General features: G+C 56.9%; 21 protein-coding genes. 11 read left to right on the top strand and 10 right to left on the bottom strand.

Annotation, left to right across the window (positions count from 1 at the left end; genetic code table 11):
• Nucleotides 1-861: 861 nt before the first annotated feature.
• From F3H95_RS23995 to F3H95_RS24035, 9 genes are all read right to left on the bottom strand, one after another.
• A complete protein-coding gene (locus F3H95_RS23995; RefSeq protein ID WP_244618119.1) occupies nucleotides 862-1,821 on the bottom strand; it encodes a PHB depolymerase family esterase in 960 nt (319 codons plus the stop codon).
• Between the two features lie 224 nt (nucleotides 1,822-2,045).
• Nucleotides 2,046-2,291 carry a hypothetical protein gene (locus F3H95_RS24000; protein WP_143127796.1) on the bottom strand — a complete coding sequence of 82 codons (246 nt, stop codon included), beginning with the start codon at nucleotides 2,289-2,291 and terminating at the stop codon, nucleotides 2,046-2,048.
• Nucleotides 2,292-2,631: 340 nt separating this feature from the next.
• Nucleotides 2,632-3,660, bottom strand: coding sequence for a fatty acid desaturase (locus tag F3H95_RS24005; RefSeq protein ID WP_149747809.1), 1,029 nt, complete (start codon nucleotides 3,658-3,660; stop codon nucleotides 2,632-2,634).
• Nucleotides 3,657-3,857 carry a DUF4167 domain-containing protein gene (locus tag F3H95_RS24010; RefSeq protein WP_188134470.1) on the bottom strand — a complete coding sequence of 67 codons (201 nt, stop codon included), beginning with the start codon at nucleotides 3,855-3,857 and terminating at the stop codon, nucleotides 3,657-3,659. Before F3H95_RS24010 ends, F3H95_RS24005 begins: the two co-directional genes overlap by 4 nt.
• Before the next feature lie 360 nt (nucleotides 3,858-4,217).
• Nucleotides 4,218-5,027: a transglutaminase family protein gene (locus tag F3H95_RS24015; RefSeq protein WP_149747811.1), complete on the bottom strand. Its 810-nt coding sequence runs from the start codon at nucleotides 5,025-5,027 to the stop codon at nucleotides 4,218-4,220.
• A gap of 83 nt (nucleotides 5,028-5,110) precedes the next feature.
• Nucleotides 5,111-5,986, bottom strand: coding sequence for a transglutaminase family protein (locus tag F3H95_RS24020; RefSeq protein WP_149747812.1), 876 nt, complete (start codon nucleotides 5,984-5,986; stop codon nucleotides 5,111-5,113).
• Nucleotides 5,987-6,043: 57 nt separating this feature from the next.
• On the bottom strand, nucleotides 6,044-6,292 hold the full coding sequence (locus tag F3H95_RS24025) for a hypothetical protein (RefSeq protein ID WP_149747813.1): 249 nt from the start codon (nucleotides 6,290-6,292) through the stop codon (nucleotides 6,044-6,046).
• 11 nt (nucleotides 6,293-6,303) lie between these two features.
• Complete coding sequence (locus tag F3H95_RS24030; RefSeq protein WP_149747814.1) at nucleotides 6,304-6,534, bottom strand: hypothetical protein; 231 nt, start codon at nucleotides 6,532-6,534, stop codon at nucleotides 6,304-6,306.
• Nucleotides 6,535-6,692: 158 nt separating this feature from the next.
• The gene (locus F3H95_RS24035) at nucleotides 6,693-6,896 is read right to left on the bottom strand and encodes a hypothetical protein (protein ID WP_149747815.1); all 204 of its coding nucleotides are present in this window, start codon (nucleotides 6,894-6,896) and stop codon (nucleotides 6,693-6,695) included.
• Nucleotides 6,897-7,528: 632 nt separating this feature from the next.
• On the opposite strand from F3H95_RS24035, the gene F3H95_RS24040 reads away from it, so the two are divergent.
• The 8 genes from F3H95_RS24040 (at nucleotide 7,529) to F3H95_RS24070 (ending at nucleotide 11,864) form a co-directional block, all read left to right on the top strand.
• Nucleotides 7,529-7,801: a hypothetical protein gene (locus F3H95_RS24040; protein ID WP_149747816.1), complete on the top strand. Its 273-nt coding sequence runs from the start codon at nucleotides 7,529-7,531 to the stop codon at nucleotides 7,799-7,801.
• Between the two features lie 26 nt (nucleotides 7,802-7,827).
• Nucleotides 7,828-7,989 (top strand): hypothetical protein, encoded by a 162-nt coding sequence (locus F3H95_RS27280; protein ID WP_185969984.1) that lies wholly within the window; start codon nucleotides 7,828-7,830, stop codon nucleotides 7,987-7,989.
• 56 nt (nucleotides 7,990-8,045) lie between these two features.
• Nucleotides 8,046-8,489 carry a hypothetical protein gene (locus F3H95_RS27530; protein WP_244618120.1) on the top strand — a complete coding sequence of 148 codons (444 nt, stop codon included), beginning with the start codon at nucleotides 8,046-8,048 and terminating at the stop codon, nucleotides 8,487-8,489.
• Nucleotides 8,490-8,505: 16 nt separating this feature from the next.
• Nucleotides 8,506-9,603, top strand: coding sequence for an AI-2E family transporter (locus F3H95_RS24050; protein ID WP_149747817.1), 1,098 nt, complete (start codon nucleotides 8,506-8,508; stop codon nucleotides 9,601-9,603).
• Nucleotides 9,604-9,690: 87 nt separating this feature from the next.
• Nucleotides 9,691-10,782, top strand: coding sequence for a histidine kinase dimerization/phosphoacceptor domain -containing protein (locus F3H95_RS24055; protein ID WP_244618121.1), 1,092 nt, complete (start codon nucleotides 9,691-9,693; stop codon nucleotides 10,780-10,782).
• A gap of 72 nt (nucleotides 10,783-10,854) precedes the next feature.
• Complete coding sequence (locus tag F3H95_RS24060) at nucleotides 10,855-11,142, top strand: hypothetical protein (protein ID WP_143127780.1); 288 nt, start codon at nucleotides 10,855-10,857, stop codon at nucleotides 11,140-11,142.
• The gene (locus tag F3H95_RS24065) at nucleotides 11,142-11,408 is read left to right on the top strand and encodes a DUF1488 domain-containing protein (RefSeq protein WP_149747818.1); all 267 of its coding nucleotides are present in this window, start codon (nucleotides 11,142-11,144) and stop codon (nucleotides 11,406-11,408) included. The genes F3H95_RS24060 and F3H95_RS24065 overlap by 1 nt, the downstream gene beginning before the upstream one ends.
• A 66-nt stretch (nucleotides 11,409-11,474) precedes the next feature.
• Nucleotides 11,475-11,864 carry a hypothetical protein gene (locus F3H95_RS24070; protein WP_143127776.1) on the top strand — a complete coding sequence of 130 codons (390 nt, stop codon included), beginning with the start codon at nucleotides 11,475-11,477 and terminating at the stop codon, nucleotides 11,862-11,864.
• A 168-nt stretch (nucleotides 11,865-12,032) separates the two neighbouring features.
• Here F3H95_RS24070 and F3H95_RS24075 read toward each other — a convergent pair whose 3' ends face one another.
• On the bottom strand, nucleotides 12,033-12,341 hold the full coding sequence (locus F3H95_RS24075; RefSeq protein ID WP_143127775.1) for a DUF1236 domain-containing protein: 309 nt from the start codon (nucleotides 12,339-12,341) through the stop codon (nucleotides 12,033-12,035).
• 706 nt (nucleotides 12,342-13,047) lie between these two features.
• Here F3H95_RS24075 and F3H95_RS24080 point away from each other — a divergent pair.
• The 3 genes from F3H95_RS24080 (at nucleotide 13,048) to F3H95_RS24090 (ending at nucleotide 17,340) form a co-directional block, all read left to right on the top strand.
• Nucleotides 13,048-14,199 carry a glycosyltransferase family 4 protein gene (locus F3H95_RS24080; RefSeq protein ID WP_149747819.1) on the top strand — a complete coding sequence of 384 codons (1,152 nt, stop codon included), beginning with the start codon at nucleotides 13,048-13,050 and terminating at the stop codon, nucleotides 14,197-14,199.
• Complete coding sequence (locus F3H95_RS24085; protein ID WP_149747820.1) at nucleotides 14,199-16,382, top strand: amylo-alpha-1,6-glucosidase; 2,184 nt, start codon at nucleotides 14,199-14,201, stop codon at nucleotides 16,380-16,382. Before F3H95_RS24080 ends, F3H95_RS24085 begins: the two co-directional genes overlap by 1 nt.
• A gap of 409 nt (nucleotides 16,383-16,791) precedes the next feature.
• Complete coding sequence (locus tag F3H95_RS24090) at nucleotides 16,792-17,340, top strand: recombinase family protein (protein ID WP_149747821.1); 549 nt, start codon at nucleotides 16,792-16,794, stop codon at nucleotides 17,338-17,340.
• Nucleotides 17,341-17,343 lie beyond the last annotated feature (3 nt).

Here is a 17,343-nt window from a genome sequence, read left to right on the forward strand (position 1 = left end):
ATCCCCGCCCAGGTGAAAAAAGGGGTATTGCGGTACGAAATCAGCTCGCTGAAGATGGGAAGATAGATTTTACAAATGATATTTGAGAAATGCACAGGCGTCGCACGCCAACGCCCTTGATCCACGCACCCTCGGATGAGTGCAACGAGCACCTTTGAAAAGGCCACATAGCCGCGTGACGCTCAACGATTCATTTTCATCTGCCACCTTCGCCTCAAGGCGCTTCCAAGATTACACTGACCTTACTGAAACGATCAATGCTCGTGCCAACATAGGTTACCCTAGCTACCACCAGAACATGTCCAACAACGCCCTATGTAAATATCTTCATAGACGTGTTTCAACGCTTTCATGAAAATCCAATCAGCAAGCCAGACTAGTGTCTTCGCCCGTCATCATTCTGAAAGAGCAACTCCTCTTCTATTTCACGGATGTGCTGTCTCCCACCGGAAAGCCGGAAGTAAGGCCCATATCGGTGCTCGGACACAATGAACACAAATGACCATTGTCGCCGTTCAAGCTCCTCAGCGAGGTGAAACAATTTTTGGATGTCAAGCTCAACGTCGAGGAGAGCACCAAGAAATCGGTCAAGGGGGATGCGATACAGATCCGTAATATCTGTGCACGTGATAAGCGTGATTCCTCCTGCTGTCCATTGCGCTCGTGTCTGAGCAGTGAGCACTCCCGGACGGCAGAACAGAGCGATCGAGCGCGTAGACACAGAAGCTGTCCTTTTTTCGAAAACCTCAAAATCTACAGAAGGTTGCGAGCGATTGCGCCTTCGATGATCTTCTGGAGCCCGTAACTGTTTACGCCCTGCGGCAACTCTTGGTCAGGCCACGGCAACGAAGTCGGTTGACCTCAAACCCGCTTGTCGAAAGAGGGGATCAGCCCCCAGGAGCATGCGGAGTAAAGCGTTGACGACAGACCGACGTCAAGCATGTAGGGCGCACTTGTGCCATAACCGTCGGCACCATCGACAGGCGTGCCATGTCCCATTCCGGCAACGGTGATGAGTTCGATGACGACCGTGCCGTGCCGGTTCTTCCAGGATGAAACGCTGTGGCCCTCCCGCGTCTCGACCGCTGCTTCTTTGGAGACAATATCGTGCACAGCCTGCCATTGTGTGACGACAGCGTCTCCGTTTGAGGGCACGACCGTCCTATCCTGCAGTCCATGCCAGACGGAGATCGTCGGCCAGGGTCCTTGATGGCGAGATGCCAGACGAAGTTGGTCCTGTAGCTTTGTCACGTTCGGGAGACCGTGACCACGCATGCGGTCAAAGGCTTCAGGTACCGAACTGGCACATCCATAAGCGAGGCCGGCGATAACAGAGCCGCCTGCGAACAGTTCCGGATAGGTCGCAAGCATGACGTTCGCCATTGCGCCTCCGGCTGAAAGGCCAGTCACGAAGATCCGCGCAGGATCGATGTTATAACGCTCCATAGCGGTGTCTACCATCTGCCGGATGGAAAGTGCCTCTCCCCGGTCGCGACGCATGTGATCGGGTACGAACCAGTTGAAGCAAGTATTGGAATTGTTCTGCCTCGTTTGCTGGGGATAAAGAACCACAAAGCCGTATTCTTCGGCCAGACGCGACCACCCTGATCCATGGTCATAGGCCGCGGCGTTTTGAGTACATCCGTGAAGGACTACCACCATTGCGGGACGTTCGGCCCGTCCCGCCGGGACGTGAATCTTGGCATCCAGGCCGCCTGGATTGGAACCAAACGGTCCGAGGTTCACCAGTGGCGTTGGCGAAGAGGGCAAGTGGGGCTGCATGACGCGCAGTTTCGAAAGGCGGGCCAGGGTATCGGACATTGATCGCATTCCATAATCCTTTGCGTATGTCGCCGCCTTAACGCGCCGCAGTCCCTAACGCGTCATCTTGGCCAGTGCTGCTGCGCCGCACAAATATTGTGGTTGGCTTGTCTGCTCGATCAAGTCGCCTGAGATCTGAAAGACCGTACTCCAAGGGTGATGAACTATCTTGCGGATGGGCACAGCGCGTTGGTTGTTGGGTGATGATTGACGACCACTCCTCCTCAACCGTCGCCCCCATCTTTGGCGAGAGCGGTTTCCAGATCGTCAAGGGTCACCTTGATCGCTTCCGTGACGCCGCCGCGTGTGAGCATCAAATTCATCGTCCGGTGGTAAGCTTCCCACATCACGTTCAACGGTTCTTCGGTGATGTGGACTTCGAAGACACCCGGCGCGTGCTCGCGCTCCATTCCTGGCAGCAGAAAACTGTTGCGAAAGGTTACCATTTCCACGCGTGTGCCAACGGTCATGACACTGCTCCCTTCAGGTTTAACGCTAAGGTGTTCAGTTGAATGGCTGCTTTCGCCGCAAGGCAGGAAGCTGCCGGGACCGATAGGTGCTCCCAAGTTGCAAGCATTGCCGCCAAGGCGTGGTGACGCAGAGTGGACGGGCGTTGCGCGAGAAAGATAGGCACCGCAAGTGGGGCTCCATACCCATCTGGCGCACGGTTGCCCCCGTGAGGAATGCAGGCTCTATACGGGGTCACCGCTCTTTCGGACAACTTCTGGCCTTCGCTTGAACCGGCTACATCATTGATTGGATCGTCCATGACAATGTCCTCTTCAGTGCGGGTGGCGTTTTCGGCATGCTTTAACGAAGGCCTTCGGTCGCCTTCAGCGAGACCAGTTTTTGTGTCTTCTCGTCCCAGAGGATGAGCTTTATGCAACCGAGGCTGTCGCGAAGGCTGATGCGGCCAAAGTTCGCGAGTTCGGGATAGTCGCGAAGAACCTCGGGCAGACGATAAGACGGCACCTTGCTTGAGAGATGGTGAATGTGATGCATCCCGATATTGCCGGTCATCCATCGCAGCGGAGCCGGTAAGTCATAGTAAGAAGCACTGTGCATCGCAGCAAATGGGAAAGTCCAATCCGGCGGCCTTGACCAATAGGTGTCCTCGAACTGGTGCTGAACGTAGAAAAGCCAGACGCCGGCTGACCCCGCCAGCAGCACGATCGGCAGATGAACGATGAGGAAGGGCAGGATCCCGATTGCCCAGATAAGGACGAGAGCGATGGCCGCGACCGCTGCATTGGTTGCCATGGTCGAAACCCAGGGCAAGGCGCCCGCACGCATCATGCCGAATGGAAGCCTTTGCTTGAATAGAAACAGGAAGGCCGGACCGATGCCGAACATCACCAACGGGTGCCGGTAAAGGCGGTAACCAAACCTGCCACGCGAACTCAGTGCCTCATATTCGGCGACGGTCAACGTGGTGATATCGCCGACGCCGCGCTGATTGAGATTACCGGCCGAGGCATGATGCGCCGCATGCGCGCGCCTCCAATAGTCGTAGGGTGTCAGCGTGAGAATGCCGATCACACGGCCAGTCCAGTCGTCCCAGAGACGGCGCCCGAAAAAAGAGCCGTGCCCGCAATCATGCTGCAGCATGAACAGCCGCAACAGGAAGCCAGCCGCTGGAACGATCAGCAGGAGGCCGATCCAGTAGCCGAAATGCAATGACGCCCAGGCCGCTGTCCAGAAGAATACGAACGGCACAAGAGTGACGATCAGTTCGTAGACGCTACGCGTTACGCTCGGTACACGATAGACAGAAAGAACTTTCAGCCAAGCCTTTTCAGCGGCATCGTGAGGTGCAGCTGCCAATGAAACGACGCTCATTGCCTACCACCGCCATTTTGCTCCGACGCACTGCGAAAGAAGTGTTCGGCATGCTGAAATTCGCTTTCGGCGCCGATCCGGTCGCCCGCAGACAGCTTCATTGCGGCAAAATGCAGATGCTGCTTATGTTTGTCGAACAGGCGCTCGCGCGCAGTACCCGCTTTGAGGCCGGCGGACCGGCTAGATCTGTTGTTCATGATTGTTAGGGCCTTGCGCCCACTCCTTGCGTCTGACATGGGCAGTCTCAATCGATCTGCTCGGCAACAATCTTGCGCAGTTCCTGGCGACTGAGGCCGACCACCACCGCCATCGGCCTGGCCGCTGTTGGAGATGGTGAGGCCTGGACGTTCGAGACGGTGAATGTATATGGATATTAAAGGGTTGGCATGAGTATCCACGCGCAGGAGTCGGACTCGACTGCGGCATTTTGGAACCGCTGAAGGAATGTGAGCACGTCGGCGATCCGAACGGAATGCTCAAAAGGTCTCGGACAACATGTCCGAACATTCACTATCTTTAGCGCAACATTGTGGCAGCATCGCGTTCACGGGACGATGTCAGGCATCCTTCTGCTCCGTTGTCACCTCGAAGTGCACAAGTTTCGCCGGGCCAAATGCGGTGGACATGGCCACGTCCGTTGCATCCCTGCCGGTTGCCATCAGAACACGTCCGATTCTCGGTGTGTTGTGGCGCGCATCGACGGTGTACCAGCGGCCGCTCAAAAACACCTCGAACCAAGCGCTGAAGTCCATCGGGTTTGGGTCTGTCGGCACGCCGATGTCCCCTAGATAGCCGGTGCAATAGCGGGCCGGCACATTCATGCATCGGCACAAGGTGATGGCGAGGTGCGCATAGTCTCGACACACACCCGCCCTGTCCTGCCAACCGCCAAAGGCCGTTCTAGTCGGATCAGCTTTCGAATAGTCGAACACGATCCGGTCGTGTGCATAATCGAGGATTGATTTCACGCGATCCCAGCCGGGCCTCGTATGGGAAAAGGTCTCCCAGGCGAAATCCGCCAAGCGGTCGGTGTCACAGTAACGGCTCCCGAGAAGATAAACGAGAACATGATCGGGTAGATCATTGATATCGTGTTGAACGGCGTTGACGGGGACAGAATCCGGTTGACCATCGTCATAGATCTGAAACCCGGTGCTGATCGTTGTAACGCCCTGCGGGGCAACGATACGGCTGCACGCATTGCCGAAGCCATCCATATATTCCCACGCCCTGATCGGGCGATCAAAGGAAATCGTCTGATCCCCGAGCAAATCCCCGCGCCGGCTGGGATGAAGGTTCAGGACCAGCAACATGGGTGTATCCTGCTTGCATTCATAGCCAATCCGGAAGCCGGCACGTATTTTCATAAAGAATTCCTTTCTCGGGGGCGACGCGATCCACCAACGGTTGTGGATGCAGAGTGTTCCGTGCGGCCATCTTAGCAGTGCATTTATTCGCAGGTCGTCACATTCACCTGAACATTCATGTCAATTAGATTCCCTTGGGCCCCGTCGAAACTGCCGGAGAGAGGAACCGCCTGCTTCGGGTCACGAGCAACGCCAACCCGGATCAGTTCCCGGTTTCCAACGATGCCATTCGTCGGATCAAACTCCACCCAACCTGCACCAGGGAGATAGACTTGGCACCAGGCATGGGTTGCCCCACCCCCCAGATTCGGATTGCCATCGCGGTCGGGAACATAGATATAGCCCGTGACAAAGCGAGCCGCCAAACCCAGCGAGCGCACCGCCTCCATCATCAACAGTGCGAAGTCTCGGCACGTTCCGCTGCGAAGCCATAAAGTCTCCACCGGAGTTTGAATGCCGCGGCTCTCACGGCGTCGATAGGAAAAGCTTTCCCGAATGGCATAACACAAGGTCATCAGCACATTGCCGGTTCGGGCAGGACCTGCGACGGGAACAAATTGCCGAGCCCAGGGAGCGACAGCGTTATCAGGGTCGGGGTAATGGCGCTCGACGGTTCGTCCCAGATCAATGATTTCATCATCATCATAGCTGAACGGATAGCCACGCACATCCGTGTGCATTTCCAGGTCAAGCGGGACATGGACCGTATGATCGAGCTTTATACGCGTTTCGATCACCAATTCGAACGAGGACGCTTCAATGTCGACCAAGGCGATACAATTGCCGAAGACATCGTAGATCCAACGGACGGACGACGGGGGAGGACTTGTCTGAAGAGAACATGCGAGGAGAGTTTGATCAAAGCTGTCCCGCGGACGGAACATGAGACGGTGACGTCCGAACGTCACGGGATGCGTGTACTGGTACTGCGTGCGGTGCTTCACCGAATAAAGCGTCATGACGTCTGCGCCTTCATTGTCGCAAGGAGATCCGTCGGCGGGGCGTCACGATCGACGTTACGTTTCTTTTTGGGGAAGCGGATAATGGACCGCATCATACAGAGAACGAATTTCGTTGCTTTCGAAACGCGTGTCGCCGATTTCGAGGACCGCTCCCCGAAGCTGGGAACAGGGCAGTTCTTCAATAGCGAACCGAAGGGTCTCTGCGGTATTGTCGAACCGCTTGTAACGGGGACCGCTGGTGCTCCCGCCCACGCGCCTGCCCGCGAAAAAGCCTGCAGGCGACGAATAGTCGATCTGTATCATGGTTCATCCTCTCAAAGGCGTGCGGGATCAAGGCCGGCAATGCCGGCTCCGGGCTGGCCAATCGGGCAGGTTGCGCTCTCATGGCGGTCGAGAGCGGAAAAGCTCGTAAGGCCAATGATGCGCAGCCGTCCGCAACGCTCGGAAATATCCGCCGAAACGGCAGGAAGGTTGTCGCCATACTCACGTCGGCCGATCCTCACGAGATTACGCGACATGGAGGCGGGATAGAATTCTGCACGCATTGCCTTGCTCCTTCTTCATCGAGGCGCCGGCCATGAATGCAACTGTGCGAGACAAGAGCGACGAGAGGAACTGCGGGTAGGACGCGCGCAGTCGACGCGTTTCGGGACGGTTGGGCGGTACGATCCGGCATCACACGAGGCAGAACGCGTTCCGGCCACTATTTCTTTTTGGAACGAGTCACCGGTTCGGAATTCGCCAGAGCTTCCTTTTCCAGACGCAATTGGCGCAGACGAGACGTCTTGCTCACTCTGAGCGCGTTCTCGGAGGATATGATGTGTCGAGCGGTCTGATCGGTCACGGCAGCCTTCTCCCCGGCCGAAAGTTTAACCGGTGCAGCGTGAGGCCCCTTCGACGTCGACATGAAACATCCTTACATCGTGCTGAACTGAATTCCCATGAAAATTTCGCCTTTATCGAAGGATATAATTCGGGAAAATTCTGAATTTTCGATTTTATCTATCCAATAGATGGGAGTTTTTTTCATAATTAAAACCGTTTGAACATATTAATATTTTTTCTATCGGAAAAACATTACCGTCCATACACGCAGGGCGCTGGATCAGAGCTTTCTCTTCCGATCCGGACAGCGGTGTTTCGACGAACGAATCCATGAGACACAGCCTGTTGTCGGCTGCGAATGGGTCCACCCTGTCGACGGCATCGCGCGGCACTTGAAAGTCTGGAGCCGGGCGCCATATCCGCACTGACGGAGCAAGGCATGCTGTAGGCAGCCAAAATCTAACCGGCTACGATCTGACACCTCGGCCCAGTTGATGCTCTCATTGCAGGTTTTGTCCTTTACTCTCGACATACATCGCTCGGCCACATTCACAGCGAGCCGGCACAGTTTGCCGGGTCTGATTCTGATCGAGACGCAGGCTTTCGATTGTCAACCATCTCGATAGACGCACAGACAATGCCGGCGAAAGACGCCGGCTAGCGCATTCTATCGGGATCACACACGAGCGCTCATTCGCTCAGGGGAGCTTCATTATGCCGACAGACAAGCAACCGGTCGACGACATTGGCGCGACCGAAAAAATCACCCGGCGCGTGTTAAAACGCAGCAACTACTCGACGACCGACCTTGGCGCCGTTGCAGGTCCCGATCACGGCGGTGAACTCGCAATCATTGAACGCATCCAAACCGGCATGATCATGAGCGAGATCTATCCGATCTCGAAACGGCGCAAAGCGCATTCCGACAAAGTGGCACTCCGACGATGGGAGAACGAGGGCGGCAGCATGGATGAAGGCGAGCAGTAAGGCATCGCAATCTACGGAGACGAGGCATGTCAAAGACAGATAACGTGGTGATTCTGGCGGTAGTCAGAAAAATGCGGGAGCCGGCGTTTGGCGAACGGCTGAATGTGATCGAACTGCCCCCCACGCAAATCAAGGCGAAGAAACCAGATACCGATCCCCCCGAGCAACCGGTGCCTGCGGGGTACTGAGATGCATTTCCAAAACCAACCAGGACCCCAAACCCCTATCCAGGGAGGATATGCCGATGAGCGAATGGCGTGAATTTGCAGCCAGTTCCAATGGGGATCGATGGCTGTTGGGACGAGATCCGGCAACGGACAATCCTCTGGTGCTTCACCGGGCCAACCCGTCTTCCGGTGGATACGAAACGCGCACCCCGATTGACGCTTTTCTGGCGCAGCGTATCGGAACGCCCGAGCGCGATGCCCTGCTGGGCATGCTCGGCAAGGATAAGGCGGCAGAGGCGAACCCTTCAGACGCGAAAACACCGTCCGCGAAGCTCGCGGCAGAGTATCTGCGGCTTGGCGGAACGCGACGGGCCAAGATCGACGACAACATCGTCAATACCCGCAAGTGGGAGAACGAGCCGTCTGCCGCAAACGACTTCTGGATGAAGCACATCGAGCCCATGGACGACCGACAGCGACGAGATGTCGAAATCGAGTTGCCATCCATCAGCGATGACTGAACAAGCAACGGCCTCCATGTCCATCCAAAGAACAAGTTTTTACGTCCTTTTGACGCTCGTGACGATTTCCTTTGTATGGCTTATTTTGCCCTATTACACCGCCATCCTCTGGGCGGTCATCTTGGCCATCATCTTTTTCCCCATCCACGTCCGGCTTGAGAGGCGGATGAAAGGCCGCAAAAACATCGCGGCCTTCCTGACAGTTCTGTTATGCGTGCTCCTGGTCATTTTGCCTGCCATGATTGTTTTGGCCTCACTGATCCAGGAGGGGACCAATCTTTACCAGCGCATGAGCAACAACGAGATTGATCTCAACAGTTATCTCAATCAGATCGAGCAGGCCCTGCCACCGTCGCTCGAAGACTGGCTGGCCTCCCTCAAGCTCGGAGGCGCCGCGCAAATGCCGGAAAAGATTTCCTCGGGCATAATGCAAGCAGGACAATCCATCGCCGGCAGCGTCCTGAGCTTTAGCCAGAATACCGCTCATGTGTTTGTCAGCATCGGGCTCATGCTCTACCTGCTGTTCTTCCTGTTCAGGGATGGAGCAAGCCTTGCCGGGACGCTTCGTCAGACAACGCCCCTGAGTGACACCTATACGCGGAAATTCCTGGACAAATTTGCGGAAGTGGCGCGCGCAACGGTCAAAGGCAACGTTATCATAGCCATTATCCAGGGGACTATCGGAGGGCTGACATTCTGGATAATCGGGATGGAGGCGGCACTGCTTTGGGCCGTCATCATGACTCTGCTATCGATGTTGCCAGCCATCGGTGCAGCGCTGGTCTGGGGACCGGCGGCGATCTGGATGTTTCTCATCGGCGCGTGGATGAAGGGGGGCGTCCTCGTCTTCGTTGGTGTCGTGTTCATCGGTTTGGTCGACAACCTGCTGCGCCCGCCCCTCGTCGGGAAAGGTACCCGCCTGCCCGATTACATCATTCTGATTTCAACTCTGGGCGGCATTTCCCTGTTCGGGTTGAGTGGCTTCGTGATCGGCCCCCTCATTGCAGCTCTCTTTGTCTCGGCCTGGTCACTCTTTACGCAACAGCAGCAGGACGAGGGTGTGAAGCCGCAGCATGCGGCATATGCGCAGGAGAAGGCCGCGCCTTTCCACTAGGCGGAGCAACAAATCCCATATACGGTCAGCACGTCTGGATTGCTGAGAGAGCCGGGACAGCTCGGAATAACGGCAGGAGCGGCGACCGTGAAGCAATTTGGGACTATGCGCGATTCAAACATGCTCGCGCGGGCGATCGTGGAGACCATGCCCCAACCCTTCGTCGTTCTGGACGAAGACCTTTGCGTCGTCGCTGCCAACAGCAGTTTTTATGAGACTTTCGACATCAATCCCGCTCATGCCTATCCCAAATCCCTGCTGGATCTGGGAAACGGCGATTGGAACAGGCCTGTCATACGCCAGGCCCTCGCGGCAGCGGTGTCTCAGCGTATCATGATGGAGGGCATGGAGTTTGAGCAGGATCTTGGACGGTTCGGCAAGCGGATCTTTTCGATTACGTCCAGGCTTCTCAATATCCGGTCTGCGAATACGCCAAACACTCTGCTGGCATTTGCCGATGTGACGGTGATCCGACAGATCGCGGCCGACAAGCAGCAACTCCTTGAAAAGGCTGAAGAGCTTCTGGCCCAGCAACGTGTGCTGTTGCAGGAAATGCAACATCGGATCGGCAACAGCCTGCAGATCATCGCCAGTATCCTGATGCTGAAAGCGCGTGCTGTCAGCTCGGACGAGACACGCCGGGTACTTGAAGACGCCCGTCAGCGCGTGGTGTCGGTTGCGACTGTGCAGAACTATCTGCACCTCGATGCGGGGATGGACGAAATTGATGTGTCTTCGTACCTGACAAAGCTGTGCAAGGGACTGGCAAGTTCGATCGTGCTCGACAGTGCGCCGGTCACATTGGAAGTCTCGGCGAGTGAAACCCGGATATCCTCGCAAGAGGCCGTCAGCCTCGGCCTGATCGTCACCGAACTGGTCATCAACGCGATCAAATATGCCTTCCCTGTCCCCAAGCCTGACGCGAAGGTTATCATCAACTACAGAGCGCATCTGACCGAATGGCATTTGACTGTCAGCGATAATGGCGTTGGACAGATAGCCAAGCCCCCTGGAGACATTTCCGGTGCGGGTCTTGGCTCCCTGATCATTGATGCCCTGGCCAAACGACTGGACGCATCCGTCTCCACCATCTCAAGCGCTGCGGGCATGAGCGTGTCAATTACACAGGCGGGATCGACGAGCCCACTTGTAAACGGTGCTGGACCGCACGACATGTAAGGGGATAGCAGCTCGTTTTACGGGCGCTGCGATTGAGGATTGACGTTCCTCGCCCCAACGAAGGAGGACGACATGTCTTCCACTCACCTACAAGAGCACCTCGATCCCTCCGATTTTGCGATGATCAGGGATGTCCTGAGAGCCGGTGGTTTCAGAGGCGTTGAAGCTACGGCAAACTCCGATGCAAAAAAGGCGGCATCGGTCTTTCTGAAGACCGAGTTCCGTAACGGGAAGAGAACCCGGGAAACACTGCTCCTAGCCCTCCAGAGCAAGCGCGTCGACCTTCACAAGGGTTTGCCCGTCGCCATCTCACGCAAGAGCGAAGCCATCGACAGATGGCAGGACGAAGGAGGCCAGTGATGGCGCTTTCCTTTCCCAACTCCAGCCGAAGCTACGATGAAACGCATTCCCGCATCCGATTTCTCGGCTATGACGGTATGTTCGAGGTGAGGTTTTACGTGCCCGCTGAAGTGCTTACGGCCGGGCTCTCGCCCTGGACGGCGAGCGAAAGCGATTATCTCGCCTCGTTCGACGCGCTGCGTTCAAAAATTCTCGATGCAGCCAAAAGCGCCTACAAATCCCGCCCAAACAGATCCATCACATTGGCTCTCGAACACTTCAAGTGACGTGTGACGCGCAAGACGCTCCGCCAGGAGGCGCAGCCGAGAATGAACGCGAACAGGAGAATTCGCATGGTCATGGAAAAAGGAAAAGCCACGATGTTCGAGCGTCTGGACAACTACCGGCCCTCGAAGACCATCCTTGTCTGGGCTTGCGGCATGACGGCCGTAGCCACGATGGTCGCCGGATTTGGCTGGGGAGGGTGGATGACGGGAAGCAGCGCCGTGAGAGCGGCGACGGCTGCAAGCGAAGCGGCGAACCTGCAGCTTGCATCCGCTGTTTGTGTCGAGCGGTTCAACGCTGCACCGGATTCGGCAAAACGGCTGATCGAATTCAACGCTCTCCCGGACCGGTACAAGAAGCGACAGTTCATTGAAGCCGGCGGCTGGGCAACAATGCCGGGCCAGACCTCAGCGGATGGTGGCGTGGCAGAAGGGTGCAGCACAGCCCTTTCGGCATGAAGCAGAGGATGGGCGCCTGGGGCGCGCCCGCGACAGCAATTGCAGTCAATGTGCAGGCCTGCCACCGCCACCTCTGCCGGAAAAATGTCGCGGTCGCCGCAACGCTTCGTCCCTATAAGTGGTGGCAAGGCCGAGTTATGGTAGATGCGAAGCCTCAGGTGTCTTTGATCAGTCGACCACCTGGATGACGACACGCGTTCTCGCATCGACGATCAGGCGTATCTGGTTTACGAACACAAAGGCGTAATCAGGGCTGTCTGGTATCGGCAAGAGCAAGAGGTTCGCCGGAATCGTATGACCGACCTTGAGGGTCTCCGTCATTTGAACCGGGTTTGGCGGCGCAGGCTGACTGGCGACATAGGCAACGGCCAGATCGGTCGGTGGCCGTGGCGTTGGCACCACATCGGCGGCCGTTCCCGCAAAGACAGTCTGCGCGGATATCACAATCGCCAGGGTGGCGAACAACAATTTGATCATCGAACTCTTCCAAGGACATTGACTGGCTGCGGGGCGGACGAAGTTCCCCCGGGAGCTGGATTATTCCAGATCCGACTTGCGTCAGCGGTCAGCAAAGGAGCGCCACGCAGCGGCAGGGCGAAAGATCGAGACTACAGCCTGAACTTGCTGGTCGCGGAATCGACCTCCAGGCGCATGGCGTTGAGAGAGCCTCTGATCACGCGAATATCGGCACTGAGGGCAGCAGGGGCCTCTTGCTTCTCCCAATACAAAAGCGTGTCGTGCCAGCCTCTGGTATTTTCCAATAAGCCCCGCGCGCTCTGCATTTCGTGCAAGCTCGACAAGGTCATTCGCCTCGGCCCCCCATACGGGAAGTGCTTCACGAAGCCTGAGAATCTGTTTGTGAATGTCGGTGATTTGATCGTTTTCCGTCTACTTTAGATGGACATGATTTTACAACAATCAACTTTTGGTTTTTCACGTTCACGTGTTCAGTTGCGATGGTTTCGCTGATGCGGCGGACGTGATCGCAAAGCCGCGGAGCCCCCCCCAAAAAAAACAACCGAAAGTCGTGTAAATGCCGCGCAGCACTGGCCAAATCCGTATGGCACTCCATATACAATCCTTCGCTGTTCTTGTGCCTTAGCAACGCCCTCGTGAGCGGATGCCGGCGGTCCCTACGAAGCCTCGTGCTGGACAGACGCTTGGCACAACAGAGAAACTTCAAATGCGTATCGCACAAGTCGCACCCCTGGCGGAATCCGTTCCGCCGAAGCTTTATGGCGGCACGGAACGTGTCGTCTCCTGGTTGACGGAAGAGCTCGTCGAGCAGGGCCACGATGTCACGCTCTTTGCCAGCGGAGATTCTGAGACGTCTGCTGAACTCGTGCAGGCGGTTCCTCAGGGGTTGAGATTGGGAGGCATTCGGGATCACACGGCAAGCCTCCTGGTCATGCTGGAGGAGGTTCGCCGGCGGGCTTCGTCCTTCGACGTCATCCACTTCCACGTCGATCTGCTCCAGTTTCCAGCGTTTCGAGCCTCCTCCGTTCCTTGTCTGACCACACTGCATGGCAGATTGGACCTGCCAGATTTTCATCCTGTCTATCATGCGTTTCCGGAGATGCCGCTCGTTTCGATTTCCCAGAACCAGCGGCTGCCGCTTCCCGACGCCAACTGGTTGGCCAACATTCAACATGGCCTTCCCGCAGGTCCGGTGCCCTTCACTGCAGCCAAACGCGACTATCTTGCCTTTCTGGGACGCGTTGCTCCGGAGAAACGCCCCGACCGGGCGATCGAGATTGCAAAGCGGACGGGCATCGCCCTCAAGATCGCGGCGAAAGTCGATCCAGCCGACCAAGACTACTTCGACCATGTCATCCGCCCGCAACTTGATCACCCCCTGATCGACTTCATCGGCGAGATCGGTGACCACGCGAAGCGCGACTTTCTCGGAAACGCCATCGCTCTGCTGTTTCCCATCGACTGGCCGGAGCCGTTCGGACTGGTGATGATCGAGGCCATGCGAGAAGGAACGCCGACGATTGCCTGGCGCCGGGGCTCGGTTCCGGAGGTTATGGACGAGGGCGTGACAGGCTTTATCGTCGACTCGATCGAAGGGGCCGTCGCGGCGGTCCGAATGGCCGCCGATCTGGACCGGACGGCGGTCCGGCAGCGCTTCGAGGAGCGCTTCACCGCCGCACGGATGGCATCGGACTATGTCGCGGAGTACACAGGTCTATCGGATGTGCCGGTGAGGATGGGACCTCAACGTCGTCAGCTTGCCGATATTGCTCCGGCACCCTTGGTGCAGGTCGTGGCAGCGACAAACCTTTCCGGCGACCGCCCTGGCTTTGCATCCCCCGTTCACGGGCCGGTCTGATGGGATCCCCTGTTGATCCCCCGTTCGAAGTATCGGAAAACCTGGACGCCATTCGCTACGATCTTGAAGTTGAGACCTCCCTGGTCGGCTGGTCGCTACAGAAACTGAAGGATGGGGATACTTTCGCAGTCCTGAACAGCCATGGAGATATTGCCGGCCACAATACCGTGGAGGGCTTGTTTCATCGCGATACGAGATTTCTGTCTCAGTTGGAGCTTCGGTTTCAGGGGCGCAAGCTCCTGCTGCTGAATTCCTCCAATCACGACGACAAGGCTGCACTGTCCGTCGATCTCACAAATCCTGATATCGAAGATGGTGCCGCGGCACTGCCCCGGGAGACCATCTTCTTCGAACGCACGAAGTTTCTCTACAAGGGAGTGTTTTACGAGCGTCTTAGCGTGCGGAACTTCACGCCGATCGACCGCCGCTTGACCATCGATTACACCTTCAGTGCGGATTTTCGCGACCTGTTCGAGGTTCGCGGGATGACGCGGGCAAAACGGGGGCACGGAACGTCCGATGTGGTAACCGCCAACACGGTCGAATTTCGCTATCTGGGTCTGGATGAGGTGGAGCGCCGCACGCGGATTGCTTTCACGCCTGTTCCCGAACGTCTGGAGACAGACCGGTCGACGCTGGAGCTGACACTTGCGCCGGGCGAAAAGAAGTCGATCTTCCTGACCGTCGCCTGTGAGGAGGGCGAGTCCACGCCGTTGCTGGAGTTCTTCAGCGCCTACCGTGAAAGCCGCCGCGCCAGACGCGTCCAGACGCGGAGCATCGCCACGGTGCAAAGCTCGAGCGACCTTTTCAATGAAGTTGCCTGCCGTGCCACCTCCGACGTCTATATGCTGGTCACGCCGACTGACTCCGGCCCCTATCCTTATGCGGGAATTCCCTGGTTCAGCACGATTTTCGGACGCGATGGGATTTTTACGGCCATGTTCATGCTGTGGATGGACCCGTCGATCGCACGCGGCGTTCTGCGCACCTTGGCGGCGATGCAATCCCGCGAAACAGATCCCCGCGCTGACGCGCAGCCGGGCAAGATCCTTCACGAGGTGCGCCATGGCGAAATGGCCAATCTTGGTGAAGTGCCATTCGGCCGCTACTATGGCAGCGTCGATTCAACGCCGCTCTTCGTGATGCTGGCAGGAATGTATCTGGACGCCACCGGTGACCTTGGGACCATTGCCGAGATCTGGCCGAACATCGACGCAGCGTTGCGCTGGATCGATGAGTATGGCGACCGAGACGGAGACGGCTTTGTCGAGTACCAGGCGGAAAGCAATGGCAGCCTGAAAAACCAGGGCTGGAAGGATTCCCACGACTCCATCTTCCACGAAGACGGAACGGACGCGACAGGATCCATCGCCCTGTGCGAGGTGCAAGCTTATGTCTTTGCAGCCAAGCGTGCAGCCGCCCGAATGGCCGAACGACTCGGGCATCACCAGCGGGCCGCCGATCTGATAGCCGCCGCCCAACACCTGCGCCTTCGCTTCGAATCCGAATTCTGGGATGAGGGCCTCGGAACCTACGTTCTGGCGCTCGACGGCATGAAGCGCCCGTGTCGCGTGCGAAGTTCCAACGCAGGCCATGCCCTGTTTGCAGGCGTTACGTCGCCCGAAAGGGCGGCACGCGTCGCGGCAACCCTGTTGAGCAAGGAAGGCTACAGCGGCTGGGGCATCCGGACCCTTGCCCAGGGCGAAGCACGCTACAATCCCATGTCTTACCACAACGGCTCGATATGGCCGCACGACAACGCCGCGATTGCGATCGGGCTTGCGCGCTACAACCTTAAACAAGAGGCGGCGCGGGTGTTCACAGGTCTGTTTGATGCGGCAAAGGAGCAGGAGATGCGACGTCTGCCCGAGTTGTTCTGCGGTTTCATCCGGCGGCCCGGTCGAGGACCAACCCCTTATCCGGTCGCGTGTTCACCACAGGCCTGGGCCGCCTCTGCGCTGTTCGGCGTTCTGGGTGCCTGCCTCGGCCTTGAGCAGGCTCATACTAAAAATGAGATCCGTTTCCGCGATCCGATCATGCCCGCATTCCTGGATGAGATTGTGTTGCGCAATATCAAGCTCGGCTCATCGTATGCCGATTTCCGGATGCATCGCTACGGCACTGACGTTGCCACAAATGTTCTGGGACGAAATGGCAACGCCAAGATCCTTATCGTAAAGTAGCATTCTCTTACACACTGATCATCGTCAATGGCGTGCTACAAATTCTGGGCGAAGACCATCTCCCGAATTTGAACCATATCGCGCCCAACAAATCCGTAAAATGTTCCATGTCAGGTTGGCTCCCGTCATTGAATTTAGATATCGCTCTTCTTGCTAATCATTGTTTTCCGTACATAGAATCGGGACTTTAATATTTCATCGGTCGGTTGATGTTGCGTTTGAACGTGCATAAACGCCCGCTTTGACAGCAGTTCATCCAAGATAATCCTCCGGCCCGTGCTTTGCTATGCCCATTGGGGTATACCTATTGAGACAATCTCCGTGAGACGCAAATCAGTGTATCATTTGGGTTGATTTTGTAGTTATGAGACGCTACCCATTGAAGGTCTAGAACCTAATGAGACGTTTCATGGCAATTTACGGGTATGCGCGGGTCAGCACCATCGATCAGGATTTGGCGATTCAAGAGGCGGCTCTGAAGGCGGCCGGGTGCACTGTCATCCGGGCGGAAAAGAAATCCGGAGCGACCAAGCAGGATCGGAAGGAGCTTAACACGCTTCTGGAATTCATGCGCGACGGCGACAGCCTAGTCGTGACGCGGGTCGATCGGCTGGCAAGGTCAGTTGGGGATCTGCAGGACATCGTAAGGCTGCTCAAGCAGAAAGGGGTAACGCTGAAGGCGACGGAACAGCCAATCGACACCAGCTCGGCGGCCGGCAAAGCTTTCCTCGATATGCTAGGCGTGTTCGCTGAGTTCGAAACGAACCTTCGCAGAGAGCGACAGATGGAAGGCATCGCCGCAGCGAAAAGCAGAGGGGTGTACAAAGGCAGAAAGCCCCATGTCGATGTTGCTGAGATCCGCCGGCTTAGGTCCGACGGAATGGGACCGACAGAAATTGCTAAGACGCTGAACATAGGCCGGGCGAGCGTCTATCGTGCCCTTAGAGAGGCAGCATGATCG

It is taken from the genome of Rhizobium sp. RU35A, assembly GCF_900156005.1.
GTDB lineage: Bacteria > Pseudomonadota > Alphaproteobacteria > Rhizobiales > Rhizobiaceae > Neorhizobium > Neorhizobium straminoryzae.